Annotated in this window: 21 protein-coding genes; 10 read left to right on the plus strand and 11 right to left on the minus strand. The window is 72.1% G+C overall.

The genetic code is table 11. The features are described 5' to 3' along the window. Nucleotides 1-45 precede the first annotated feature (45 nt). Complete coding sequence (locus ACYVK5_RS05195; protein ID WP_460702481.1) at nucleotides 46-543, plus strand: dsRBD fold-containing protein; 498 nt, start codon at nucleotides 46-48, stop codon at nucleotides 541-543. Between the two features lie 16 nt (nucleotides 544-559). Here ACYVK5_RS05195 and ACYVK5_RS05200 read toward each other — a convergent pair whose 3' ends face one another. Then, complete coding sequence (locus tag ACYVK5_RS05200) at nucleotides 560-1,621, minus strand: glycosyltransferase family 4 protein (protein ID WP_460702980.1); 1,062 nt, start codon at nucleotides 1,619-1,621, stop codon at nucleotides 560-562. Nucleotides 1,622-1,753: 132 nt separating this feature from the next. Between ACYVK5_RS05200 and ACYVK5_RS05205 the strand changes: the two genes are divergently transcribed. Beyond that, entirely contained in the window at nucleotides 1,754-3,136 is a 1,383-nt protein-coding gene (locus ACYVK5_RS05205) for a molybdopterin molybdotransferase MoeA (protein WP_460702483.1), read from the plus strand. Between the two features lie 206 nt (nucleotides 3,137-3,342). On the opposite strand, the gene ACYVK5_RS05210 is transcribed toward ACYVK5_RS05205, so the two are convergent. After that, complete coding sequence (locus ACYVK5_RS05210) at nucleotides 3,343-4,119, minus strand: DUF899 family protein (RefSeq protein ID WP_460702485.1); 777 nt, start codon at nucleotides 4,117-4,119, stop codon at nucleotides 3,343-3,345. Between the two features lie 195 nt (nucleotides 4,120-4,314). Between ACYVK5_RS05210 and ACYVK5_RS05215 the strand changes: the two genes are divergently transcribed. Further along, nucleotides 4,315-4,734, plus strand: a complete 420-nt coding sequence (locus ACYVK5_RS05215; protein WP_460702487.1) for a molybdenum cofactor biosynthesis protein MoaE — start codon at nucleotides 4,315-4,317, stop codon at nucleotides 4,732-4,734. Nucleotides 4,735-4,848: 114 nt separating this feature from the next. Here ACYVK5_RS05215 and ACYVK5_RS05220 read toward each other — a convergent pair whose 3' ends face one another. Beyond that, on the minus strand, nucleotides 4,849-5,823 hold the full coding sequence (locus ACYVK5_RS05220) for an FAD-dependent oxidoreductase (protein WP_460702489.1): 975 nt from the start codon (nucleotides 5,821-5,823) through the stop codon (nucleotides 4,849-4,851). Further along, the gene (locus ACYVK5_RS05225; protein ID WP_460702491.1) at nucleotides 5,820-7,250 is read right to left on the minus strand and encodes a hypothetical protein; all 1,431 of its coding nucleotides are present in this window, start codon (nucleotides 7,248-7,250) and stop codon (nucleotides 5,820-5,822) included. The genes ACYVK5_RS05220 and ACYVK5_RS05225 overlap by 4 nt, the downstream gene beginning before the upstream one ends. 198 nt (nucleotides 7,251-7,448) lie before the next feature. On the opposite strand from ACYVK5_RS05225, the gene ACYVK5_RS05230 reads away from it, so the two are divergent. Together ACYVK5_RS05230 and ACYVK5_RS05235 are read left to right on the plus strand one after the other, a co-directional pair. Further along, entirely contained in the window at nucleotides 7,449-8,279 is an 831-nt protein-coding gene (locus ACYVK5_RS05230; protein ID WP_460702493.1) for an HAD family hydrolase, read from the plus strand. A gap of 44 nt (nucleotides 8,280-8,323) precedes the next feature. Further along, nucleotides 8,324-8,548, plus strand: coding sequence for a KOW domain-containing RNA-binding protein (locus ACYVK5_RS05235; protein ID WP_460702495.1), 225 nt, complete (start codon nucleotides 8,324-8,326; stop codon nucleotides 8,546-8,548). Between the two features lie 143 nt (nucleotides 8,549-8,691). Here the strand turns inward: ACYVK5_RS05235 and moaA are convergent, their stop codons facing one another. From moaA to ACYVK5_RS05250, 3 genes are all read right to left on the minus strand, one after another. Further along, the gene (gene moaA / locus ACYVK5_RS05240) at nucleotides 8,692-9,798 is read right to left on the minus strand and encodes a GTP 3',8-cyclase MoaA (RefSeq protein WP_460702496.1); all 1,107 of its coding nucleotides are present in this window, start codon (nucleotides 9,796-9,798) and stop codon (nucleotides 8,692-8,694) included. A gap of 95 nt (nucleotides 9,799-9,893) precedes the next feature. Next, complete coding sequence (locus ACYVK5_RS05245; RefSeq protein WP_460702498.1) at nucleotides 9,894-10,277, minus strand: universal stress protein; 384 nt, start codon at nucleotides 10,275-10,277, stop codon at nucleotides 9,894-9,896. A 146-nt stretch (nucleotides 10,278-10,423) separates the two neighbouring features. Continuing rightward, a complete protein-coding gene (locus tag ACYVK5_RS05250; RefSeq protein ID WP_460702500.1) occupies nucleotides 10,424-12,130 on the minus strand; it encodes a family 10 glycosylhydrolase in 1,707 nt (568 codons plus the stop codon). A 277-nt stretch (nucleotides 12,131-12,407) separates the two neighbouring features. On the opposite strand from ACYVK5_RS05250, the gene eda reads away from it, so the two are divergent. After that, on the plus strand, nucleotides 12,408-13,088 hold the full coding sequence (gene eda / locus ACYVK5_RS05255; protein WP_460702502.1) for a bifunctional 4-hydroxy-2-oxoglutarate aldolase/2-dehydro-3-deoxy-phosphogluconate aldolase: 681 nt from the start codon (nucleotides 12,408-12,410) through the stop codon (nucleotides 13,086-13,088). 87 nt (nucleotides 13,089-13,175) lie between these two features. Continuing rightward, nucleotides 13,176-14,282 carry a sugar kinase gene (locus ACYVK5_RS05260; RefSeq protein WP_460702504.1) on the plus strand — a complete coding sequence of 369 codons (1,107 nt, stop codon included), beginning with the start codon at nucleotides 13,176-13,178 and terminating at the stop codon, nucleotides 14,280-14,282. 94 nt (nucleotides 14,283-14,376) lie between these two features. Here ACYVK5_RS05260 and ACYVK5_RS05265 read toward each other — a convergent pair whose 3' ends face one another. Together ACYVK5_RS05265 and ACYVK5_RS05270 are read right to left on the minus strand one after the other, a co-directional pair. Further along, nucleotides 14,377-15,471, minus strand: a complete 1,095-nt coding sequence (locus tag ACYVK5_RS05265) for a TFIIB-type zinc ribbon-containing protein (protein ID WP_460702506.1) — start codon at nucleotides 15,469-15,471, stop codon at nucleotides 14,377-14,379. 14 nt (nucleotides 15,472-15,485) lie between these two features. Next, on the minus strand, nucleotides 15,486-16,604 hold the full coding sequence (locus ACYVK5_RS05270; protein WP_460702508.1) for an SPFH domain-containing protein: 1,119 nt from the start codon (nucleotides 16,602-16,604) through the stop codon (nucleotides 15,486-15,488). 207 nt (nucleotides 16,605-16,811) lie between these two features. On the opposite strand from ACYVK5_RS05270, the gene ACYVK5_RS05275 reads away from it, so the two are divergent. From ACYVK5_RS05275 to ACYVK5_RS05285, 3 genes are all read left to right on the plus strand, one after another. Next, entirely contained in the window at nucleotides 16,812-18,920 is a 2,109-nt protein-coding gene (locus ACYVK5_RS05275; RefSeq protein ID WP_460702510.1) for a HelD family protein, read from the plus strand. Between the two features lie 263 nt (nucleotides 18,921-19,183). Beyond that, a complete protein-coding gene (locus tag ACYVK5_RS05280; RefSeq protein WP_460702512.1) occupies nucleotides 19,184-19,720 on the plus strand; it encodes a hypothetical protein in 537 nt (178 codons plus the stop codon). Between the two features lie 134 nt (nucleotides 19,721-19,854). Continuing rightward, a complete protein-coding gene (locus ACYVK5_RS05285) occupies nucleotides 19,855-21,462 on the plus strand; it encodes a vWA domain-containing protein (RefSeq protein WP_460702514.1) in 1,608 nt (535 codons plus the stop codon). A gap of 49 nt (nucleotides 21,463-21,511) precedes the next feature. Here ACYVK5_RS05285 and ACYVK5_RS05290 read toward each other — a convergent pair whose 3' ends face one another. Both ACYVK5_RS05290 and ACYVK5_RS05295 read right to left on the minus strand, forming a co-directional pair. Further along, nucleotides 21,512-23,755 (minus strand): anthranilate synthase family protein, encoded by a 2,244-nt coding sequence (locus tag ACYVK5_RS05290; protein WP_460702516.1) that lies wholly within the window; start codon nucleotides 23,753-23,755, stop codon nucleotides 21,512-21,514. A 287-nt stretch (nucleotides 23,756-24,042) separates the two neighbouring features. After that, nucleotides 24,043-24,462, minus strand: coding sequence for a hypothetical protein (locus ACYVK5_RS05295; RefSeq protein WP_460702518.1), 420 nt, complete (start codon nucleotides 24,460-24,462; stop codon nucleotides 24,043-24,045). Nucleotide 24,463 lies beyond the last annotated feature (1 nt).

Consider the following 24,463-nt stretch of genomic DNA (forward strand, 5'->3'; position numbering starts at 1 on the left):
TCGGGCGCATGATGGAGACGAGGACCGCTCGACGAGGAGGCAACCATGAAGGCAGCAGTGGGAGACCGGATCGTGACGGCCTCGGGCGTGGTCGGGGGCCCCACGCGGGACGGCATCGTCGTCGAATGCCCGCATGGTGACGGATCGCCCCCGTACCGCGTGCGCTGGTCCGACAACGGCGAGGAGACGCTCGTCTTCCCCGGCCCCGACACGTTCGTCGATCATTCCGAGCCGGTGTTCGTGGCCGACGACGAAGCCGGCGGGACCGGCGGCGGCGTCAGCACCCGCACGCTCACGTGGCAGGTGGAGATCACGCTCAGCGAGTCCTCCGGGAGCACGACCGCGGAGGCGACCGTCCGCGGCCTGCCGGAGGTACGCGCCGTCGGGCACGCCCGCAAGGCGCCGGAGGACCCCGAGGTACCCCAGATCGGTGACGAGATCGCGGCGGCCCGCGCGCTACGGCGACTCGCGGACCGCATGCTCGCGGTGGCGGAGCAGGACGTCTCGGCGGCGGTGGGCCACAAGGCGCACGTGCACGCCTGACCGACGACGGGCCGGACTACAGACTGCGGAGAAGCGCCGCGAGCGTGGCGGCCGAGAGTGGCCAGCCGAAGTGGGCCGCCCGCTCGCGGGCCGCGTCCGAGCGCTTGTCCCAGACGCCCGGCTCCTCCAGCGCCCGGACCGCGGCGGCGAACCCCTCGGCGTCGTCCGGCGCGACGAACTCGCCGGCCTCCCCGCCGACCTCCCGGAACACCGGGATGTCGCTCACCACCACGGGAGTGCCGAGCAGCATCGCCTCGACCAGCGGGATCCCGAAACCCTCGTCCCGCGACGCCGACACGAGCGCCGTCGCGCCCCGCAGCAGCCGCCGGTACTCCTCGTCGGACACGCCGTCATGGAACACGAGCCGCCCGGCACCCGCCAGGGCGGTCAGTCGCTCACGGGCGTCGTCCGGGGCCCGGGACAGCAGGTGCAGCTCGTAGCCGGGCAGCAGGGCCGTCGCCCGCGCCAGCGTCTCCACGTTCTTGTAGGGCATGAACGAGCCCATGTACACGAGCGCGCCCGTCCGCGGCTCGCGCGCCAGGTCCGCCTCGCGCTCGGGCACCGGCTCCGCGGCGTTCGGCACCACCGTGACCGGCCGTCGCGTGAGGCGCCTCCCGGCGATGAGCCCCGCCGTCGTCCCCGACACCGTGACGACGGCGTCCGCCCCGTTCAGCAGCATCCGCTGCGGCCACCACGCCAGGTGGAACAGCCGCCACAGGACCCGCACCGGCAGGGGCAGGTCGTGGGGCGGGGTCGGGTGCCGGTAGTAGATGAGGTCGTGCAGGGTGAGCACCAGCCGGTAGTTCCGCCCCCAGGACCCCATGGTCTGCATGGGGCTGAACACGACGTCGGGCCGCAGCCGCCGCACCTGCAGCGCGACGAACGGCTCGCGCCAGCTCGTCGGCGCGCTGATGCGGTGCCACGGCAGGTCGGGCAGGTGGGCGAGCTGCCGCTCGTCGTGGACGAGCAGCTCCAGCGGCATGAGGCGCGCCAGCTCGCGCACGATCCCCACGGTGTACCGGCTGATGCCGTCGTGCCTCCCGATCCGCACGTAGCGGCAGTCGACGAACACCCGCATCCGGTCTTCCTGTTGGCTAGCCATTGCCGCGAGCCTAGCGATTCCCCGGCGGTGAACGGCCGAGTACGGCGGCATCCCCGGGGAACCCCTGGTGAAGTTCAGGGGAGAACCCCGGTCAGGTAGGTTCATCGGGTGGGCAGCCGCGTGAGTGTTCAGCAGCATCGGGCCGACGTCGAGGCGCTTCTGGCGGAGCCGGCAGCAGGACCGGGGAACATCGCGGGCGGTGGTCCCCTACGCGAGCGGTCCGTGGAGCGACTGCACGTCGGCGACGCGCTCGGCCGTGTCCTTGCCGCGGACGTCGTCGCACCCGAGCCCCTGCCCCGGTTCCGGAACTCCCAGATGGACGGGTTCGCCGTGCGGGCCTCGGACGTCGCGGGAGCGTCGGCCGATGCTCCCGTCGTGCTGCCCGTGGCCGGCGAGATCGCCGCCCGGCCGGGACAGCCCGAACCGCTCGCGCCCGGCTCCGCGGTGCGGATCATGACCGGCGCCCCCGTACCGGACGGGGCGGACGCCATCGTGCCCGTGGAGGACACCGACGTCGGCACCTTCAACCGCGAGGCACCCCGGCCGTCGTCGGACACCGTGCAGGTTCGCGTCCCGCGCGTGGCCGACGACTTCGTGCGGGAGGCCGGGTCCGACGTTCGCGCGGGCGACCTCGTGCTGCCCGCCGGCACCGTCCTCGCGCCGCATCACCTCGCCGCCGCGGCGGCCTGCGGGATCGGGCAGCTCCCCGTACGACGGCGGGTCAGCGTGGCGATCGTGTCGACAGGGAGCGAGCTCGTCGCGCCCGGCGAGCCCGCGGGACCCGGGCAGATCTGGGACGCGAACGCCGTGGCGCTCGCGGCGGCGGTGCGGGCGGCGGGCGGCGTGGTCGCGCGCACCGACCGGGTGGGTGACGACGAGGACGCCGCGCGCGAGACGCTGCGCCGGGCGGCGTCGTCGGCGGACGTGGTGATCACCTCGGGCGGCGTGAGCCAGGGGGCGCACGAGGTGATCAAGGACGTGCTGGCCGACGTCGTCTTCCGGCCGGTCGCGATGCAGCCGGGCGGGCCGCAGGGATTCGGGCGGCTGGACGGGACGCCCGTGCTGACGTTCCCGGGGAACCCGGTGAGCACGCAGGTGTCGTTCGTCGTGTTCCTGCGCGACCTGCTGCGCCGCGCCGGCGGACTTCCGCCGATCGGGGAACTGCGCGCGGTCCTCGCACCGGAGGGGCTGCCCGACGGCGGTCTCGCGTCCCCCGGCGGCAAGCGGCAGTTCCTGCGGGGCCGGGTCCGGGACGGCGACTCGGCGGCCGGCCCCGCGGCCTGGACGTCAGGGCCCCGGAACGAGGCCGGGGTGGCAGGGCCCCGGGACGCGGCCGGGGTGGGGAGCGGAACCCTGCCGGTGGTCGAGATCGTCGGAGGGCCGGGATCGCACCTGGTCGCGTCCATGGCAGCGGCCGACGTGCTGATCGACGTGCCCGCCGACGTCACCGAACTGCGCGCGGGCGACGAGGTGACGATCCTGCCACTGTGACGGTGTGGTCCGCCGGGAAGGCGCCGCCGGGACAGCCCGTCGGTCATGGCATGGCCGACCGCATCCGTGGTCGGTCACTCTGTGAATGATCGGTAGTTCGATCTGCCGATCATTCACAGAGGGACCGATCATCCGCGCGACGCGCTCCGGGCGTCGCGGGCGCTCCGGGCGGGTCGGCGTCGTGCGCGGGCGAGCGGTGTGGGCAGTCAGTGGTGGTGGGCGTGGGCCGCCGCCGGGTCCACCGGGGTCGCGCCCGGGCGGGTCCACTGCGGAACCGGCCGGCTGGCCGGGCCCCAGCCATTGACGCCGTCGGCGTCGGAGCGCCAGTACCAGCAGGGGTCGTGGCCCTCGGGCCAGCCGTCCGGAGCATCCTGCCAGGCCTCGCCGCGGCCGTACGCCGTGAGGTCGAGCAGCGCGAACGATCCGCTCAGCTGCTCGGTGCCGCGGCCGGTGGTGTCGTAGGTGAGGAAGGTGCGGTCGCCGTCGCGCACATAGCAGGTGATGTGGCCCATCTCGCCGCCGATCGGCTCGTCGAGCCCACGCACCGAGTACCAGGGCTGGGTGTAGCCCATGAACTCGAGGTACGGCGGAACCTCCTCCCACGGCCCCTCGGTCAGGATCGCGAACGAGACTCCCCGGGCGTTGAGGTAGGCCGCGTCCTTCATGTGCCAGGCGGAGACGGTGCAGCCCTCGCACTGGCCCTCGAACGGGGCGCCGTCGTGCCACATGTGCTTGTAGACCAGCAGTTCGTCGCGGCCCTGGAACAGGTCGATGAACGGCACGGGACCGTCCGGGCCGACCACCGGCGTGCTGCCGTCGAACTCCACCATCGGCAGGCGGCGCCGGGCGGCGGCGATCGCGTCGCCCTCGCGGGTGTGTGCCTTCTCGCGGACGAGCAGCTCGTCGCGGGCGGCCTCCCAGGTGGCGGGGTCGACGACGGGCGGGCGCCCGGGCAGTGCGGTGGTTTCGGGCGTGGTGGTCATGGTCTCCTCCAGGTGGTACGGATCGAAGGGATGCTCCCTTGATGGGACGACGAACGGACCGGAGACTCATCGACATGTGGGGAACCACGAGGCTGCTTGCGCCAAACGCCCGCTTGGCGCAAGCAGCCTCATGCCTCTTCTGCCGCCTTCCGAGACGGCTGCCGTCCGCGAGACCCGGGTGCATAGGGTGGGGGCGTGAGTGACGTGAGCACTGTGACCGACGCCGTCCTCGGCGAGAGCGTGACCCGCGCCGTCGAGGGGGCCGTGGCCGCGCCCGAGTGCGGCGCCGTCGTGACGTTCCGCGGCGTCGTCCGGGACGACGACGGTGGACGCTCCGTGACCAGTCTCGACTACGAGGCGCATCCCGACGCCGCCGCCGTCCTGCGAAAAGTGTGCCAGGCTGTCGCGGCCGAGACCGGGCTGCGCGTCGCCGCGGTGCACCGCTACGGCCACCTCGAGGTCGGGGACGTCGCGCTCGTCGCGTCTGCCTCGGCCGGTCACCGCAGGGAGGCGTTCGAGGCGTGTTCGCTGCTGGTCGAGCGCATCAAGGCCGAGGTCCCCATCTGGAAGAGGCAGCAGTTCACCGACGGGGAATCAGAGTGGGTCGGGTTGTAGCGGTGGCGCGCGTCATGCCACATCGTCCGGGCGGCGAACTCTTGCCGAACGGCACGGGGGGCAGCGACGGCAGCGGTACGACGGCGGCCCGCTCGGCCGCGACAAGGAAGCGTTCTACGCGGGTTGTGGAGCGATGAGGTCGGCTGCTTGTTCGGCGCATCCCCAGGAGCAGGTGACGCCTGCTCCGCCGTGTCCGTAGTTGTGCACGATGGGGATGTCGCTGTGTGCGTCGAGTTCGACGCGGATGGTGGGGCGGGTGGGGCGTAGTCCGATCCGGTGTTCCAGGACGGTGGCGGTGGCCAGTCGGGGTTCGATCTCGGCGCAGCGTTCGATGATGGACCGGGCCGCGTCGGGGTCGGGTTCCCTGGAGGCCGTCTCGACTGCCGTGCCGCCGAGGACGACGGTGTCGCCGTGGGGATAGAAGCAGGTCAGGTCCGGGGAAGTCCCGGTCTCTTCGGAGAAGAACTCGGTGATCCCGGGATTCTGTACGACGACGTGTTGTCCGCGGATGGGATACAGGGCGGTGTCTCCGGCGAGTCGGCCGGCGTCGTTGCCGGCGCAGTTGACGATCGCGCTCGCGGGCCGCGCGGCTCCCGACGTCAGTTCTGAGAGTTCGGCGATGGACTGCTGCTGGAACGTGACTCCGAGGGAGCGGGCCTGCTTGGTGAGGTGGTCGAGATGGACGGGCATGTCGATCAGCGGGGTCGCGAAGCGGAAGCCTGCCTGGAAACCGGGCGGCAGCTCGTGCGGCTGGGCGGGCGCGAAGTCTGGCAGGAGGTCGGCCCACGGAGGCGCCGGCATCGGGTGACGTGCTGCCTCAAGACCCCAGACCTGGCGCACTCCGGTGCCAGGTACGTCCGCGAGTTCGCGCAGGACGTCCAGGGTGTACAGGGACCAGCGACGTACGTGTGGCCATGGTTCGACGAGGTAGGGCCCCCAGGACGCCCCGGCGGCGAGGGAGGTCATGCCGGGGATGTTGTGGGCCACGACCCGGACGGTGCGGCCGCGCCGGGTAAGCTCGATCGCTGTGGTCAGGCCGATCACGCCGGCACCGAGGACTACGACGTCGGCATGGTCAGAGGTCGTCATCGCAGGGCGTGCTCCAGCTCCGGTAGGAAGTCATGAACGTACTGGTTGCGCTGTCGCTTACGCAGTTCGGTCGTGACGCTTCGCAACACGGCGTCGCTGCGTGGGGAGCTGACCATGGAACGCCGCGTGATCGCCGTCGAACCGACCTCGCAGGCACGTTCCAGGTCGCCGGACACGCTGTAGGACAGGGTGAGCCAGGCGCCCTCGAACAGTGCACGGCGTTGACCGTACTGGGTCCCGGTGATGCGGTGTGCTCCCTTCTCCAGCAGGCGCTGACCTTCACGCACCAACAGGCGCGCCTTGCGGGTCGACCCCGTCTCGGCCGTTGTCCGGCCCAGGTCCACCAGGGCGTACCCGTACTGGCAGTCCAGGTGGTTCGGTGTGAGGAAGTACATCCATCGCGGCGTCGGATCATCGGCCCGGTGCTGGTCGATCGATTCCCGGGCGTCGGCATGAGCCCGCTGGGCCTGGTCGGCCTCGCCTGCCGCGGCATAGGCAAACGCGGCCCGGGACATCACCGACGCGTGCACGATCGCCGAATCCCAGGACGCGGCGCGTGCCGCCTCGATAAGTCGGGTGCCGTTGGTGGTATCGCCTCGGGAAGCCGCCTGGAACGACATATCGCCCAGGATGTGCGCGGCAAGTAGACGGTCACCGACGTCGTGCGCCGCTCGTAGCGCAGTGGAGAAGTAACGCTGCGCGAGACCGTGGTGACCTGCGTCGAACGCCATCCACCCGGCGAGTTGTCCGATCTCGGCCAGCGCCCGGATCAGGCGTGTCCGCACGGCCTCGCTGAAGTGTTGTTCCTTGATCACGAGCCCTACCGACCGGAACTGAGCCCCGACGTAGGACAGGTGGCGTGCTCCGCCGTAGTCGTCGTCGAGCTGCTGCAACAGTGGCAAGTTGAGTTCGACCTGGTCGACGACCGGTTCGCCCGTACGCCCCACCGGGGCGTGCCCACCGTGGATCGCGGTGTTCTCGTCCAGGAACTCCGAGACGAGGCTCAGCAAGGCGGTGCCCGAGAGTGCCAGGAAGTGGCGGCGGTCCGTCAGGCCGCTGACCAACCAGGTCTCGATGATCGTCAGCAGGCTGTGACGTGACCACGGACCGACCAGTCCGGCCGCGGCAGAGGCAAACGGTCCGTCCCCACCACGAGCATCCGGCCAGAGGTGCGTAGCTGACACCTCCCGCTCCAGAGCCTGCGACAGGACGTGAGCGACCAGTGTCGGCATCGGTACCCGCGGTGTTCGGTTGGCGTCCCGCCAGTGATACGGGGCACTCTCAGCGACCGTCCCGACACCGAAAGTGCTGTTGAGCCTGCGCGCGAGCATCTTGGGACTCCAGCCCAGCTCGTCCAGGCACGCCGCCAGGGTCTCGTTTCGTGGTCGGGCGGTCTCCATGCTGGTCCCCTCACCAGGTTCGGACATGGGCAACTACCTTCTCGCGCCCCGCAACGCCTGTCCACGGAATCCGTGTGAGGGAGTCGCCGACGTCACGAAGTTGACCAAGTTGACCTGCCGACCACCTGTGCCCGCTCTCCCGGATCACATGTGCTTGGGGACTACGGGTGAGCCATCCCAGGCAGGCTTCCCCGCCGCGCTTCCGAACTTCCAGGAGACTGCCAGATGACCACGACCAACGCGATGTCCGCGAATACGACCATGGCGCAGCATTTCTTCGCCCTCGACATCGACGGCACACTCGCGGAGACCGGCCGTCCGCCGTCCGACGCCGTCGTCCACGCGGTTCGCGCCGTCTCGGACTTGGGCCACCGTGTGGTGCTGGCGACCGGCAGGTCGTTGATCGGCGCGGTGCCGGTGGCGCTACAACTCGGTCTGCACGACGGCTGGCTCATCACATCCAACGGTGCGATCACGGCCCGCATCGGTGACGGCAAGGTCAAGATCGTCGAGCGCCACCTGGTCGACGTCGAGGCGGTGGTGCGGTTTGTGGCTCCGAAGCTGCGCCTTCGCATCGCGGCTGAGATTCCCGGGCACGGATACCGAGTTACCGGCCGGTTCGAGGCCCACGAGCTGCCGGGTGTGCTGCACCTGTCGAACCTGGAAGGGCTCTGGGCGGCACCCGCGCCGCGTGTCGCACTGGTAGGCGAGGGCGCGGCCTGGTTGGTCGAGGGCCTGCGTGAGGCGGGATTGACCGCGCACGCTGTCCACGGCGAATGGGTCGACGTCACCTGCGGCGGGATCTCCAAGGCGACTGCCCTCGAACGAGTACGCGCAGCTCTTGGCGTCCCGGCATCGGGCACGGTCGCGATCGGCGACTCCGCGAACGACATCAGTATGTTGCGGTGGGCCGCTCGCGGCGTGGCGATGGCCCACGCACCCGTCCAGGTGCGCCAGGCCGCGAACGAGGTCACCGGAACCCTGGCCGAGGACGGTGCCGCCCGAGCACTACGCGCGATCGTCGGCCTTCCGCCGAGTGCGGGGACGGCACGTTGAACGGCCCCGGTAGCGCAGCCCTGGATGGTTGGGACGACCAGACCGTGGACGACTCCACCAGCTCGGCCAACGAGCCCCGCGTGTGGCAGGTCGGTGACCGGGTGCGGGTCGTGGACGGGCCACGCATGCTGCTCGGCGCGGTCGGGATGGTGGTCGAGATCGAAGTACCGGGGGCGTGGCCAGTCCGCGTATACATCGAGCGGCGTGGGTTCGACAGGGCTCTCCTGGCAGCCCACGAACTCGAACCTGCGCGCGAGGGCACGTCGTGATCTGGCTGCTGGCGACGTACGCCGTCATACTCGTCGCACTACTGGCCACGCGGCGGGCGGCACGAGCGCGACGATGAGGTCGGCGGGAGACCTGGATCGTCGAGCGGATCCGTGACTGAGGCGGTCAAGGGCGTGCGCCTCCCTCAGCCGCCGATGGCGCCCATCGAGCGGGCCGTGTCGGCGAAGGCGTCGCTGGCCAGTTCCGGGGCGTCCGAGCCGTGGGCGCGGGGCTTGGCCCACATGGCGCCGCGCCAGGCGTCGGCGACCTCCTCGTCCGACGCGCCGGAGCGCAGCAGCCCGCGCAGGTCCGTCTCCTCGTTGCCGAACAGGCAGGAGCGGACCGTTCCCTCGGCCGTGAGCCGCGTGCGGTCGCAGTCCCGGCAGAACGAGCGCGTCACCGAGGCGATGATCCCGACCGTCCCCGGCCCGTCGTCGACCAGCCACTCCTCAGCCGGGGCGGACGGGTCCTCCCGGCCGGCGGGCGTGAGCGTGAACCGCGTGCCGAGCCGTTCCAGCAGGTCGGCAGCGGAGACGACGTCGTTCCTGGTCCAGTTGCCGTCGGCGTCCAGCGGCATCTCCTCGATGAAGCGCAGCCGGCAGCCGTGCTTCAGCGCCCAGGCGAGCAGGTCGGGAGCGCCCGCCAGGACCTCGGGCAGCAGCACGGCGTTGATCTTCACCGGGTCCAGCCCGGCGGCGATCGCGCCGCGGATCCCCGTCAGCACGTCGTCGAGCCGGTCGCGCCGGGTGAGCGCGGCGAACGCGGCATGATCCACCGTGTCGAGGCTGACGTTGATCCTGTCCAGCCCGGCGGCGACGAGCGCGTCCGCGCGCTTGTCGAGGCCCAGCGCGTTGGTCGTGATGGCGAAGAGCACGGTGTCCGACGACGGCTGCTCCCGCAGCGCCTCGTCCGCCGCTTCGCGTGATGCCGCGAGGATCTCCTCCAGGTCCCGCCGCATCAGCGGCTCGCCGCCGGTGAAACGGACGTCCCGGATACCCATCCGCACGCCGATCCCGATCAGACGCGCGATCTCGCCCGGCGTGAGCAGTTCGTCGCGGGGGATGACCGGCAGCCCCTCCGCCGGCATGCAGTACGTGCAGCGCAGGTTGCAGGCGGTGGTGAGCGAGACGCGCAGGTCCCGGGCGACGCGGCCGTACCTGTCGACCAGCCGCGCGTCCTCGGGACGGGACGGCAGGTCCTTCAGGCGCGGCGCACGCCGCAGCGTGGGGATTCCGAGCGACACGGCTGCCATCTCACGAGCCTAACCGCCCGCCGGCACCACATGTCCAGGCGTTCCGCCTTACGTACTGCGGACGATCGTGTCCCGCCGCGGCTGCGCGACGGCTGTCAGGCGTAGCCCGCCTTGACGACCAGGACCGGCGCCGGGGAATCGAGGAGGACCTGCTGCGTCGTCGAGCCCACCAGGAACGTGCCGACCGTCGAGTGCTTGCGCGCCCCGATCACCACGAGCGACGCCGCGACGCGTTCGGCGGCGTCGATGATGGACTCCGCGACGTCCTCGGACTCCGTCCGGTACGTGACCGGCTTGACCGTGACCGAGGAGGGAACGCCGTCCAGGAGATGCGCCAGGTCGGACGGGAGGTCCGGGCTCTCCTGCGGGGTCAGGACCAGCACGGACAGGTCCTGTTTCCGTCGCTCCGCCTCCGCGGTGGCAGCTCGAAGGGCGGACTCACCCTGGGGTGACGCGTTGTACGCCACGAGGACCGTCATGCCTCTGCACACCTCCGGGAGGCGGCTCAGGAGAGCTGGGACTGCCGCCGGTTGAACTCTCTCACATCCGGCCGGGGCCGGTGGCGCCCGTTCCGGCCCGCGCACGTCCCGCGCGCTGAACGCAGCGCCGGCCACGTCCCCTGCGTTCAGCGCAACCGGGCTTCGGTGATCTTGCCCCCCTTGACGCCGACGATACCCATCATGACGTCCCCGATACCTCCGACGCCCGTCGTTTCTCCGCTGTCGGCGCTGGGGTCGGCCCACACCAGGTACCTGCCCGGCGGCACGTGCGCGAAGCCGAACCAGCCCGAACCGTCCGTGACCTGCTCGTACGCGGGGCCCGGCCCGAGCGGCCGCAGCGTCACGCGCACGCTGTCCAGCGGTGCGCCGTCGCGGCCCCCGGCGGTGAGTGTTCCGGTGACGTGACCGTCGTCGGGCGCGGACTTCCACGGCATGTCCGGGACCGCGGCGTCGTCCTCGAAGACCCCGCCCGGCCCGGCGAGCGCGTCGGCCAGCTTCGCCTGCTCGGCGTCGCGCAGCGCCGGGTCCGCGACGACCTCCTGGCTCGGGTTCGCGTACGAGTACCCGCTCCACCCGGCCGCGGTGTTCCCCGCCTCGGACGGGGCCACCGACTGCTCCGCCTGCGCCACGCTCTGCTCCCGCGAGTTCAGGTAGAGCGCCGGGCCGTTCACGGCCTGCCGCCCGGCCTGGTGGTCGGCGAGGAACTCGGACCACTCGTCGAACATGACCTCCTGGGCGGGGACGTGGTCGCGCTTGTAGTTCATGGTCACGGCCGTGTCCATGATCCCCTCGTCGAGCCAGCCGACCCAGTCCTGCAGCACCTCTGCGTAGGCGCGGGTACTGGTCCACCCGCCGACGGCGTCGGGCCCGTTGCCGTACGTGATCGCGTCCATCGACAGCCGCAGTGACGGGTCGATCTCCCACAGCGACAGGTAGATCCGCCGCACCAGACCGGTGACCTGGTCGCGGCGCCACTGGCTCCACTCCTCGTCGTCGGGCGCCGGGACGTCGGTGCGGCCGGTCGCCTCCTGGAAGCGGGCCACGGCGACGTCGTTGTAGCCCCACTCGCTGTACTCCGAGGTGGAGCTGAGGTCCGGGTAGCGGATGTAGTCCAGGTTGATGCCGTCGACGTCGTACTCGCGCGCAATACTGGCGACGGCAGCGTCGACGTAGTCGACGGCGTCCGGGTGGCCCGGGTCGAGGTAGACGCGGTTGTTCACGACCTCACGGCCGTCGGCCATCCTGCTGATCCAGCGGTCGCGTCCCTCGGCGTCGGGCCCGTGAGTGTTGAAGATGTGGTCGGGTGAGCTGGGCGGGCCGCTGGGCAGGTTCCACATCGTGTTCACGGTGACCCAGGCGTGCACCTCGATCCCGGCGTCGTGGGCGCGCTCGATGATCTCGTCCAGCGGGTCGTAGGGCGCCGGGTCGATCGCCGCGTCCGTGCGCGGGTACAGCGCCCGGTTGCAGAAGCAGTCGTACCGGCGGGCGGTCTGCACGATCAGCGCGTTGACGTTCATCGCCGACGCCTCGTCGACCAGTTCCTGCGCCTGTTCCGGCGTGTAGATGCCCTCGTTGAAGGCGTCTACCCAGAGCGAGCGCCACTGCTCGGGCACGGCGGAACCGTCCTCGTCGTCGGGCGTGTCGCCGGTGGCATCGGCCTGTCCGACGGCGGTGGCGGGCGCGGTACCGGAGAGCCCGGCGGTGGCGGCCCTGGCCCCGGGGTCGGACGACCCGCCGACCGCGCCTGGCGCGGACGCCGCCGCGGGCGCGACGGCCGCGAGCGAGGCGGCGAGGGCGACGCCGGCGATCGTTGCTGTCAGGGCGCGCTTCATCGGTACCTCCTGTCGGGGACCTCCGGGACCGCCCCGGCTCGTTCGGAACCTACCTGACCAGTGTCCGGATCAACAGCCTCTGGCGCGAGCCGTGCTGCGCCACACGGACCTACGCGACGAGGTGCCGAGTGTAGTTCGATCGGAAAATGGCTTGACACCTCAGGGTAGAGATGTCCGGTCCGATGGATATTGGGTAAGCGCATTCCGCATCGGTGTGGAGATCGCCTAGGCTGCCCTCTGTACCCGCCACGACGAAGTTCGGAGTATCACGGTGTCAGTGAAGTCATCGTCCCCAGCCGAGACCGGCGAACCCGGCTCGGGGCAGTCGGTCCTCGAACGCCTCGGGCGCGCCCGGGTGGTTCCCGTCGTCGTCGTCGACGACGCCGAGCAGGGCCTCGGCGTCGCGCGAGCCCTGGACGACGGCGGCCTCCCCGTCGCGGAGGTCACCTTCCGCACGTCCGGCGCGCGGGCCGCGATCGAGGCGATCACCGACCGGTACCCCGGGATGCTGGTCGGGGCCGGCACGGTGGTGAACCCGCGGCAGGTCGAGGAGGCCGTCGCCGCCGGCGCCTCGTTCCTGGTGTCGCCGGGGCTGAGCGCACCCGTGGTCCGAGCGGCGCAGGAGGCGGGCGTGCCGATCCTGCCCGGCGTCGCGACGGCGTCGGACATCATGGCCGCGCTCGACCTCGGCATCACGACCGTCAAGCTGTTCCCGGCCGGCGTCGTGGGCGGGCCGGGTGCGATCAAGGCGTTGTCCGCGCCGTTCGGACAGGTGCAGTTCGTCCCCACAGGCGGCGTGAGCGCCTCGAACCTGCCCGAGTACCTCGCCCTGCCGTCCGTGCTCGCGGTGGGTGGCTCGTGGATGGTCGACAAGAAGCTCGTCGCCGCCGGCGACCTCGCCGAGATCACCCGCCGCACCGTCGACGCCGTGTCGATCGTGGCGGGGTCGCGCGCCTGAGCGTGCCGAACTTGTGTCCACCCGCCGTCCCGTGCCTCCGCATCCCGCCGCGCCCCCCGCGGCCGACCTTCTCGAAGGAGCCTGACAATGACCAACCCCTCGCTGTCCGTCCGCCCCGCCGCCGAGTGCAGGTACGACGTCGTCGCACTCGGTGAGGTCATGCTCCGCCTCGACCCGGGCGAGCGTCGCGTGCGCAACGCCCGCAGCTTCGACGTCTGGGAGGGCGGCGGCGAGTACAACGTCGCGCGCGGCCTGCGCCGCTGCTTCGGCCTGCGCGGCGCGATCGTCACGGCCCTCGCGAACAACGACGTCGGCCGCCTCGTGGAGGACCTCATGCTCACCGGCGGCCTGGACACGTCGTGGGTGCGGTGGCGGGACTTCGACGGCATCGGCCGCGAGGTCCGCAACGGCCTGAACTTCACCGAGCGCGGCTTCGGCGTGCGCGGCGCCCTCGGGGTGAGCGACCGCGGCCACACCGCGATCTCCCAGATGCGGCCCGACGACGTCGACTGGGACGCCCTCTTCTCCGCGGGCGTGCGCTGGCTGCACACGGGCGGGATCTTCGCGGCGCTGTCGGAGTCGGCCGCGGACGTCGCCGAGGCGGCGATGGCGGCCGCGCGGGCGCACGGCACGATCGTGTCCTACGACCTGAACTACCGGCCCTCGCTGTGGAAGGGCATCGGCGGGGTGGAGCGTGCCCGGGAGGTCAACCGTCGGCTCGCCCGGCACGTGGACGTGATGATCGGGAACGAGGAGGACTTCACGGCCTCGCTCGGGTTCGAGGTAGAGGGCGTGTCCGAGGATCTGACGGACCTGGACACCGGCGCCTTCCGGGCCATGATCGAGCGGGCGTCCGCCGAGTACGAGAACTTCCAGGTGATCGCCACCACGCTGCGCGGGGTCAAGACGGCGTCCGTCAACGACTGGGGCGCGATCGCGTGGTCCCGCGCGGAGGGCTTCGCCGAGGCGACGCACCGGGCCGATCTGGAGATCCTCGACCGCGTCGGCGGCGGCGACTCGTTCGCGTCGGGCCTGGCGTACGGCCTCATGGAGCTCGGGTCGCTGGCGGAAGCCGTCGAGTACGGCGCCGCCCACGGCGCCCTCGCCATGACCACCCCGGGCGACACGACGACGGCCACCCTGGCCGAGGTCGCCAAGCTCGCGAGAGGTGGCAGCGCCCGCGTCGACCGCTGACGCCCACCCGACCCGTCCTGGCGAACCACGAGGTTGCTTACGCCTCAGGCTGTTGAGGCGTAAGCAACCTCATGCCGCGTAGGCGTCCCCGTGGTCAGCCCGATCTCGACAGGAGGACCGCCGCCACGACCGCGCCCACCACCAGGAGGGCCGCCGCCACCGCACCCGCGATCTTCCACGCCGACCAGGGGCGCTCCCCGATGACCTCGCTGGTGCGGGCGTTGATCAGGACCTGGAACGGCTTGCCGCCGTACAGGTACGTCGCGATCCAGACCGGGAGGAGCAGCAGCTTGAACGTCACCGCGGAGTAGTTCGTGTCCATGTGGTGCACGCGCTGCTCGTCGCCGCCGATGTCGTCCTCGCAGTCGTCGGTGATCACGCGCGCCATCTTCCGCTTCGCGATCTCGAGGCCGGCCTCGGGTTCGACGTCGTACCGGAGCGTCTCGTGGCCGGCGAGGAAGTCCGGCCGGTACGGCTCGGCCTCCGTGAGCGGCCACGGCTCGAGCTTGGCCAGGTGCTCCGGCATGACGCGACGGGTCCCGGTGATCAGGATGTCGTCGAAGAACCGCGCCACGCGGCCGCTCGCGTGGTACCAGCGGGTGCGCCGTTCCTGCCGGGAGGTGGTGCGTCCCTCGGAGTCCGTGCTCGTGACGGTCTCCCAGTAGTGCTCGCCGCGCTGTCCGGCGTAGTCGGTGGTGGTCTGCGCGTCGTACGTCCAGTGGGGCAGGTACACGCTGTGCGCCCGCTCGACGGCGGTCACATTCTTCAACGCGGAGGGCGCGAACCAGCGGGTGCGCGCCCAGCGCCGCAGCGCCGTCGTCATCGCCGGGCGGTCGACGGCGAACGGCAGGACCGCCTCGGGCATGACCAGCCCGAGGCCCTTGACCTCCGCGACCATCGCCGAACCGCAGAACCCGCAGTCCTGCGACAGCTTGTCGCTCGATGTCACCGCGCCGCAGGTGCCGCACTCGTAGTCGTGGGAGTCGGGCGGCAGTTCGCGGTCCGAGGCCAGGAGCGTGGCGAAGTCGTGCTCACGCACGGCCCGGTCGGTGGCCGCGACCTCCTGCGTGTGCCCGCAGTAGGGGCACGTCAGCGCACCTGTCCCGGCCGCGTACCGGACGCTCGCCCCGCACTGCTCGCACGGGTAGTCCCGGTGGGCCGCCGTCCCGGAGTTGGCAGTTTCCGTCATCTCCGCCCGCGCCCTCAGCCTTGCCCCGGCAGCGGCGGGGGAGTGGCGCGGAGGTGGCGCGCGACGTCGGGCACGTCCGACGCCGGTACCCAGCCCGCCATGCCGTCCTGCCACACGAGCGTGCCGGGGGTGAGCGCGCCGGAGGACGCCTGGGCAGCCAGGCCGGCGTCGTCGAACGGGCCGGTCTGCTGACCGTTCGATCCGAGGAACCACCGGGCCCCGCCCGGCAGGGGCGGCGGGGCGGCGGCCGCCTGCGCGGGCGCAGGCTGCGCGGCGGGCGCCGTCGCACCGGCGACGATGTTCCCGGTGGCCTGGCCCAGGCCCATCCCGACGACGGCGGCCGCGCCACCGCCCGGGTTCTCGGCGGCGGCCTCCAGCGCCTCGGCGGCCTGGAACTTCGTGTACTGGTCGAGGTCGCCGACGATGCCCATCGACGTGCGCTTGTCGAGCTTCTCCTCGACCTCGGGCGGCAGGGAGATGTTCTCGATGACGAACTTCGGGACGGCGATGCCGAGGTCCGGTTCGAGCTCGCCGGTGAGCTTCTCCGCGAGGGAGTCCCCGAGCTCGCCCTGGTGGGCGGCGAGATCCAGGACGGGCACGTTCGCCGTGGCCAGCGCGGTGCCGAGGCGGCTGACGACGTTCTGCCGCAGGTACTCGTGCACCTCGTCGGTGCGGAACTGCGGATCGGTGCCGACGAGCTCGCGCAGCAGGCGCGACGGGTCGGTGACCCGGGCCGCGAAGGCGCCGAACGCGCGCAGCCGCACGGCGCCGAACTCGGCGTCGCGCACGATCACCGGGTTCTTGGTACCCCACTTGAGGTCGGTGAACTGGCGGGTGTTGACGAAGTACACCTCGGCCTTGAACGGCGACTCGAAGCCGTGCTTCCAGCCCTTCAGGGTGCTGAGGATCGGCAGGTTGGCGGTCTCCAGCGTGTACATGCCCGGGCCGAAGACGTCGGCGATCTGTCCCTCGTTGACGAACACCGCCGTCTGGGACTCCCGGACCGTGAGCCGCGCCCCGTTCTTGATCTCGTTGTCGTGACGGGGGAAGCGCCACACGATGGTGTCGCGCGTGTCGTCGGTCCATTCGACGATGTCGACGAACTCTTCTTTGAACTTGTCCAGGAGGGACATCCGGGTGGTTCCTTTCGCCGGTACGGGGCGTCGTCCATCCAAGCGGCACGGGCCGGATGGGGCAAGGAAATGATTCCGTGACCTTTCCGGCGAGCCGTGCGACTCGGGGGCGGGCGTGCGACCCGGGCGGGGTGCCGCGGCCGGGCCGCGGCGGAACAAACCATCCGGCCGGCGCGTTCACGTTCGGTCGCCGACCAGAGGAGTCCCGTGCCCCGGACCGCCGCGCCGCACCGTGCCCAGGCCACCCAGACCGCCGTCGAACAGGAACACGTCGGTGGCATGTATGCGCTGCTCGACGAGCAGGCCGGAGCCGCTCGCGCCGAGCTGGCACGAGTGCTGCGCGAGCGCCCGTCCGGCGCCGCCGAGGTGAGCGAACGGGAGATCGCCGCCGCGCGGCTCCGCGCCCGGGCGCATGCGCTCGAGTCCGCCGCGCACGCCCTGTGCTTCGGGCGAATCGACCGCACGGACGGGACGTGGGTGCACGTAGGGCGTATCGGGCTGCGGTCCGGTGGCGCCGAGGATCCGCTGCTGGTCGACTGGCGCGCCGAGGCCGCCCGGCCCTTCTACGCCGCCACCGCCCTCGTGCCCGAGGGCCTGCGCCGGCGCCGCCACCTGAAGTCCGACGGCCGCACGATCACCGAGGTCAGCGACGAGATCCTGGACGGGTCGGCGCCCGGCCCCGACGACGTCGTCGGCGACGGGCCGCTCGTCGAGGCGCTGTCCGCCCGCCGCACCGGGCGCATGCGCGCCGCCGTGTCCACGCTGCAGTCGGAGCAGGACCGGATCGTCCGGTCGCCGCATCGGGGCGTCACGGTCGTGCGGGGCGGCCCGGGCACGGGCAAGACCGTCGTCGCGCTGCACCGCGCGGCCTACGTGCTGTACGCGCACGAGCGAGCCGCCGCCGAGGGCGTCCTCGTGCTCGGGCCGAACGCGCGGTTCCTCGAGTACATCTCGCACGTGCTGCCCTCGCTGGGGGAGAACGACGTGGTGCTGGCCACCTGCGCCACCCTGACCGGGCGGGACGTGGTCCCCGCCGCCGACGACGAGGCGCGGGTCAAGGGCGAGGCCCGGCTGGGCGCGGCGATCGACGCGGCCGTCGCGCGACGGCAGGCCCCTCCCGGCCCGTTGCGCACGCCGGGCGACCTGCCGGACCTGTCCGCCGCCGACGTCGCCGCGGCGCGGGCGCAGGCCGTCGGCGACGGGCTGGCGCACAACCCGGCGCGCGAGGTGTTCAAGGAGCACGTGGTCGACGCGCTGACCGATGCCCTGCAGCGCGAGGCGACGGCTGCCCTGGAGCGGGTCGACCAGGAGGTCGCCGCGGCCATGGGCCGCGACGTCGCGTCGCTGGACCGGGCGGTCGCCGCCGACCTGACGAACCTCGGGTACGACGACGCCGTCGGGGACGCGCACGACGACTTCGACCCCGACACCGTGCGTGCCGAGCTCGCCACCGACCGTGGGCTGGACCGTGCCGTGGACGCGCTGTGGCCGCGGCTGGACCCCGAGGAGGTGGTGCGGGAGGTGCTGGCGCAGGAGGCGGCGCAGGGGCCGGGCGCGGGCCGGACGACCGCCGGGTCCGTGCACTCCACCGGCCGGGCCTCGGCCCCGGGCACCGGCGCGTGGACCGAGGCGGACGTGCCCCTGCTCGACGAGGCGTCCGCACTGGTGGACGGCCCGCCGGCGCGGACGTTCGGGCATGTCGTCGTCGATGAGGCGCAGGAGCTCACGCCGATGCAGTGGCGCATGGTGGCGCGCCGCTGCCCGTCCCGGTCGATGACGGTGGTGGGCGACTTCGCCCAGGCCGGGCAGGTCTCGACGGTGCGGAGCTGGGAGGAGGCGCTGGCGGACGTCGCCGACGACCGCACGCGGACCTGGACGCTCACGGTCTCCTACCGCACGACGGCCGAGATCCTCGGCGCGACGCGCGGCCTGCTCGCGCGGATCGCGCCGGACCAGGAGCTGAGCACGGCGGTGCGGCACGGCGAGGAGCCGCGGACGGTCGTGATCCCCGGCGCATCGGCCGCGGCCGTCGCCCGGATCGTGTCCGACGACGGCGTGGCGCACCCTGGCGCTCAGGTGGCCGTCATCTGTGCCGAGCCGCGTGTCGCCGACCTCGCCCGGGCCGTCGGGGAGTCCGCGCAGGTCCTTCCGGCGTCGGCGGCGCGAGGGCTGGAGTTCGACGCGGTGGTGGTCGTCGCGCCCGACGAGATCGTCGCCGAGCGGCCCGGCGGGGAGCGCGATCTGTACGTCGCGCTGACCCGCCCGACGCACCGCCTGATCGTGGTCGAGAAGGCCGCCGAACGGACACGTAGGTAAACGCGTTTCACGAGGTCAGACAGCATTTTCACGGCTGTGATGAGCTGCTTTCCACAGATCACGATCTGGGCGCGCGAGGCGGCTCGGGCCGTCCTACTCTCGGGAAATCGGCTCGCCGTCTGGCACAACCAGGAGTGCCCTGTCAAGGAGGCGCGGCCGGGAGCACACCGTTCGCCGTCAGTTTCGTTCTCAGGGGGAGACGAATGACCATGCAGGCTGCTGTTCTGGAGCCTTCCGGAACCGGGACCACGTCCGTTCGCACCATGTCCGTTCGCACCGTTTCCGGCAGCGCCGCTCGTCGCGCGCTGGCTCGGTGGGTGGTCGGCGTCATGATCCTCGCGATCGTGATGACCCTGCTCGTCGGCTGGGTGAGCCAGGCACGGGCCGCCACCACCGATCGCCTCGAGGTGCTGAACGCGCGGATCGACGAGCGGGTCGCCGCGGGGCGAGCGACGTCGGAGCGCCTGACCACGGTGATCGTCGTGGCGCGGAACGTCCGGGCGGACTCGGCCGGTGCCGATCCCGAGGCGCGCGCCACGCTCGACGCGGCGATCCACGCCGCGGAGGGCATCGTCGGTCAGCACGTCACGACGCAGGAGCCGGCCACGGTGCCCCAGGCCGAGATGCTGGTGGAGCAGGCGGTGATCATGGAGGAGGCGCTGGCGCTGGCGATGACCGACCTGCGGACCGCCGTCGACCGGGTCCGTGTCAGCCAGGGAGACCTGCGGGCGGAGGGGTCCGGCGACGAGTCCGCGGATGCGGAGGGTGCGGACATCGTCATGGCCGTTGCGCGACCGTGACCCGGCAGGTGCAACGCCGCCGGAGGCCGTGACACAGACGGTACGGGACCGTGATCCGTTCGTGCTGGTGAGGCCGCTGCCGACGTCCGGAGACTGGTACCCGTGCCCAGACCTCCGGACGAGAGGAAAGCGCCATGACCCGTACCACCCGCCGGCGGACCACCGCTGCGCTCGCCACGACCGCCGTCGTCGCGTTGTTCCTGACCGCCTGCGGCAGCGAAGGTGAGAGTGCGTTCGACGGCGGCCAGGGTGTACCGGCCCCCGCCGGTGCCGATATGTACGCCGAGGGCGACGCCCGGATGAACGCCGAGGGTGTCGCGCCCGACGGCGACTGGCGCGACGTCCCCATCGATCCGCAGGAGGAGTACGACGACGCCTCCGAGCAGCCGTTCCAGAGGGTCGCCACGAGTCCGCTGTCGACGTTCTCGGCCGATGTCGACACGGCGTCGTACAGCAACCTGCGCCGCCAGATCGTCCAGGGGCAGACGCCCGAGGGCGTGCGCATCGAGGAACTGGTCAACTACTTCGACTACGACCATCGCGCGCCCGGCCCGGACGACGACGAGCCGTTCGCGGTGACGACCGAGGTGGCCGAGGCGCCGTGGGCGCCGGACCACGACCTGGCGATGATCGGGGTACAGGCCACGGAGGCCGTGCCGACGCACGAGGGCAACAACATCGTGTTCCTGCTGGACGTGTCCGGCTCGATGGACGAGCCGAACAAGCTGCCGCTGCTGGCCGAGTCGTTCGCGCTGCTCGCGTCCAACCTCGGCCCGGACGACGTCGTCTCGATCGTCACCTATGCGGGCGACAACCGGGTGCTGCTCGACTCCGTTCCCGGGTCGGAGGACGGCGTGATCACTGACGCGCTGGAGTCGCTGTCCGCGGGCGGTTCCACCGGGGGCGCGGCCGGGCTGGAGACCGCCTACGAGCTGGCGGAGAAGAACTTCATCGAGGGCGGCAACAACCGGGTGATCCTGGCGACCGACGGCGACTTCAACGTGGGTCCGTCGACGCCGGAGCAGCTCACGGAGCAGGTCGAGGAGGCACGCGGGTCCGGGGTGTACATCTCGGTGCTGGGCTTCGGGATGTACAACCTCAAGGACAACACGATGGAGGCGATCGCCGACCACGGGAACGGCAACTACGCCTACGTCGACACCATCGACGAGGCGCGCAAGGTGCTGGTGGACGAGTTCGACTCGACGATGTTCGTGGTCGCCCAGGACCTCAAGCTGCAGGTGGAGCTCAACCCCGCGGTGGTGTCCGAGTACCGGCTGATCGGCTACGACAACCGCCGCCTCGAGGACGAGGACTTCGACGACGACACCAAGGACGCCGGCGACGTCGGCGCCGGCCACTCGGTGACGGCCTTCTACGAGATCATCCGCGCGACCGGAGACGACGCCGACGGCGACCTGAAGTACCAGGACTCGCAGGCGTCGGGCTCGGACGACTACATGACCGTCCACGTGCGCTGGAAGGAACCGGGGGAGTCGAGGAGCGCCGAGCGGGAGTACCCGGTGGGTGCCGGCGCGCGCACGGACTTGCCGTCCTCGGACTTCCGGTTCGCGTCGGCCGTGGTCGAGGCAGGGCTCGTCGCCCGGGAATCGGAGTACGCGGCAGGCGCGAGCCTGGAGTCGGCCCAGGCCCGCGCGGCCGTGGCGCTGGGCGCGGATCCCTACGGCCTCCGCGGCGAGTTCGTCGCACTCCTGGACATGTACCGCGAGCTGGCCGCCTGACCCACCTGGCCCCACCCGGCGGGTGGGGCCAGGCCGCGGATCGGGGCCGTCAGCGAACGAGGGACGGGTCCGCCGGGGTGGCCAGGACGTGGCGGGTGAGGGACTCCAGGATCGTGAGGCCGTCGGCCGAGAGCACCGACTCCAGGTGGCCCTGGACCGAGGCGACGCCGGGACCGCGCAACGCCGTGAGCACTCCGTTCGCGTCGGCGGACGGTTCCAGGGCGAGCCGGGCCACCGGGTTGTCGGCGTCGGCGGCGTCGATGGTGGTGAGCCGCGCCCCGAAGGTGTTGTAGTAGCCGACGGCGGCCGTGGTGCCGAACACGTCGGCGTCGAGCCGCACGCCCTGGTGCGGTGAGGGCAGCGCACGGATCGGGAAGCCCGCCAGCCCGGCGAGCACCTGGTGGCTGAGGCAGACGGCGAGCAGCGGTCGCCCCGTGGTGACGCGCTCCTGGATCCGGCGGGCGATGGTGGCGATGCGCGGGTTCTCGTGGTCGCGCGGGTCGCCCGGTCCCGGGCCGAGGACGAGGAGATCGTCCCCGAGCACGTCGCCGACCGCGTCCCACCGGACCACGCGCGCGGTCATGCCGAGGTGCCGGAACTGGTGGGCGAGCATCGTCGTGAACTGGTCCTCGTGGTCGACGACGAGGACGTTCCGGCCGGTCAGGGGCGAGGTTCCCAGGTGGTCGAGAAGAGGGGCGGAGGGGGCCGCCGGGTCGGCGGGAGGCTCGGTGGCCCGGACGGCTCCCGCGGGCCCGGCCGCCCGTGCGTCCGCGGCGGGCCCGGTCGCCGGCGCCGCCTCGTGCGAATCGGACGGTTCGGCCGACTCGTCCGTCAGCTCGGCGTGGGCGGCCTCCTGCGGACGGACCCAGAACTCGGCGAGCTGGCGGTTGCGGGCGATCAGCGCCTCGGCCACGCCGGGTTGCGCGTTCAGGTCGACGACGGCGTCGGGCCCCGCCCCGCGCGGCACCAGCCCGAGCGAGGCCAGCACGCCCGCCGCCTTGGCCCGCGTCTCCGCGACCTCGTTCTCAGGGACCGAGTGACGCACGAGGGTGGCACCTGCCGGGACGGACACGCGGCCGCCGTCGTGCAGATAGGCCGTGCGGATGAGGATCGGGGCGTCGAGCGAGTAGCTGCCGGGGCCGGCCGTCGGGTGCTCTGCCGGGGGGTGCGGCGCCGTGTCGTGACCGGCGCCTTGGCCGGCTGGCGCGGGCAGGTCGCGACCGGCGCCGCCGGGTGTCGCCGGGTCGTGTTCCGCGCCGTCGGGCTCGAACAGGGCGAGGAAGCCCGAGTAGTAGCCGCGGGGGCGCGTCTCGTGCCGGGTGATGACCGTGCACGCGTTCTCCATGGGAGACCCGGTCACGGTGGGCGCGAACATCGTCAGCCGCAGGGCCTCGCGCGGGTCGAGGGTGGTGCGGCCCTCCAGCAGGTACTCGGTGTGGCTGAGCCGGGCCATCTGCTTCAGGTACGGGCCGACGATGCGCCCGCCGTCGGGGCACAGCGCGCTCATCATCTTCATCTCCTCGTCGACCACCATGAAGAGCTCCTCGTTCTCCTTGGTGTCGCGCAGGAACCCGAGGACACCGTCACGCGTAGGTCCCGTCACGGGGTGTCGATAGGTGCCGCTGATCGGGTTCATGCGGGCCACGCCGTCGTGCACGGTCAGGTGCCGCTCGGGGGTGGCGCCCGCCAGGGACAGCGTCTCGGCGGCCGGGCCCGGCGACGAGACACCGGGCGCCGGGGCATGGACCGCGAACGTCCAGTACGAGCCGATCTCGTGCGTCAGCAGGGCGCGGAACCACGAAGCGAGCGCAGGAACGGGGGCCGCGTCGGTGTGGGCCTCGAAGCGGCGCATCACGACGAAGTTGGCGCCGGCGCCCTGCCCGATCTCTTCGTCGATCACTCGGCGCACGGTCTCCGCGTACTCGTCGTCGGGGATGTCGAAGCCGAGCGGCTCGGCGGCGACCGGCTCGGGAGGAAGGGCGGCGACGGCGTCCGGCAGGGGGACCCGTTCCGACTCGCGCACGACGAGGCAGCGCAGCGGGGCGCCGTCGTCGTGCACGGTGAACCCGCGCTCGCGGGCCTGGCGGTACGGGACGACGGCGAGCACCGGCGCGCCGTCGAGCGGGATGTCGTGCAGGAGGCCGGCGTCGACGACGTCGCCGACCAGGACCTCGACGTCGGTGCCGCCATGGCGGCGCAGGAGCGCGAAGGGGAGCGAGCCGTCGGAGGCGAGAATCCGGTCGAGGAGGGGATGCCGGGTGGCGGAGCCGGCGGGGCGAGGAATGCGGGACATGCGTGGCCTCTCGGTTCGGGTGCCTGCCCCGGGATCGAGAGCCTCGTGGGAACACGAAACGACCGCCCCGGAGCGAGGCGGTCGTGGACGTGTGGATGGATGCGTCGCGAGCCCGCCTAGTCGGCGGGCCACCAGTCCAGGCAGGTCAGGTGCGACGTCATGGCGGGAACGTTAGCCGCCCGCGGGCCGGGGCGTCCACACGGAGTCCGATGAGCGAGACGGCGCGGACGACCGGACCGGCCGTCCGCCCACCGGGCGAGCACGGAGCCATACCGCCGTCCGCGCTGTCACAGATCGTCCGGTGTGAGCGGGCGGACGCCGTCGGCCGTGGCGAGGAAGAAGCCGGCGACGCCGAGGCCGACCTCGGCGGCGGACGCGCGCAGCGCCGCATGCCAGGTCCGGTCCGAGTCCCGTACCGCCTCGGCGCCCGGGCGTTCCAGCATGAGGACGGTGCTCGCCCCGGTCACCGCGCCGAGGGCAGCGGACCAGACGTAGCCGAGCCGGGCGACGAACGGCACCTCGGGCTCGGGGGACAGGCCGTGGAAGGGCACGACGGCGGGCAGCATGCGGCGCTCGGAGTCGAGCAGAGCGAACCAGAGCGAGCGGTCGCGTGGGCGGACGTCCTGATGCAGGAACTCGGCGAGTGCGAGCAGCGACTCGTCATCGGAAAGGCGTTGTCCGGGTCTGATGGTGGTCACGAGTGTCATG

This window comes from Myceligenerans halotolerans (genome assembly GCF_054782975.1).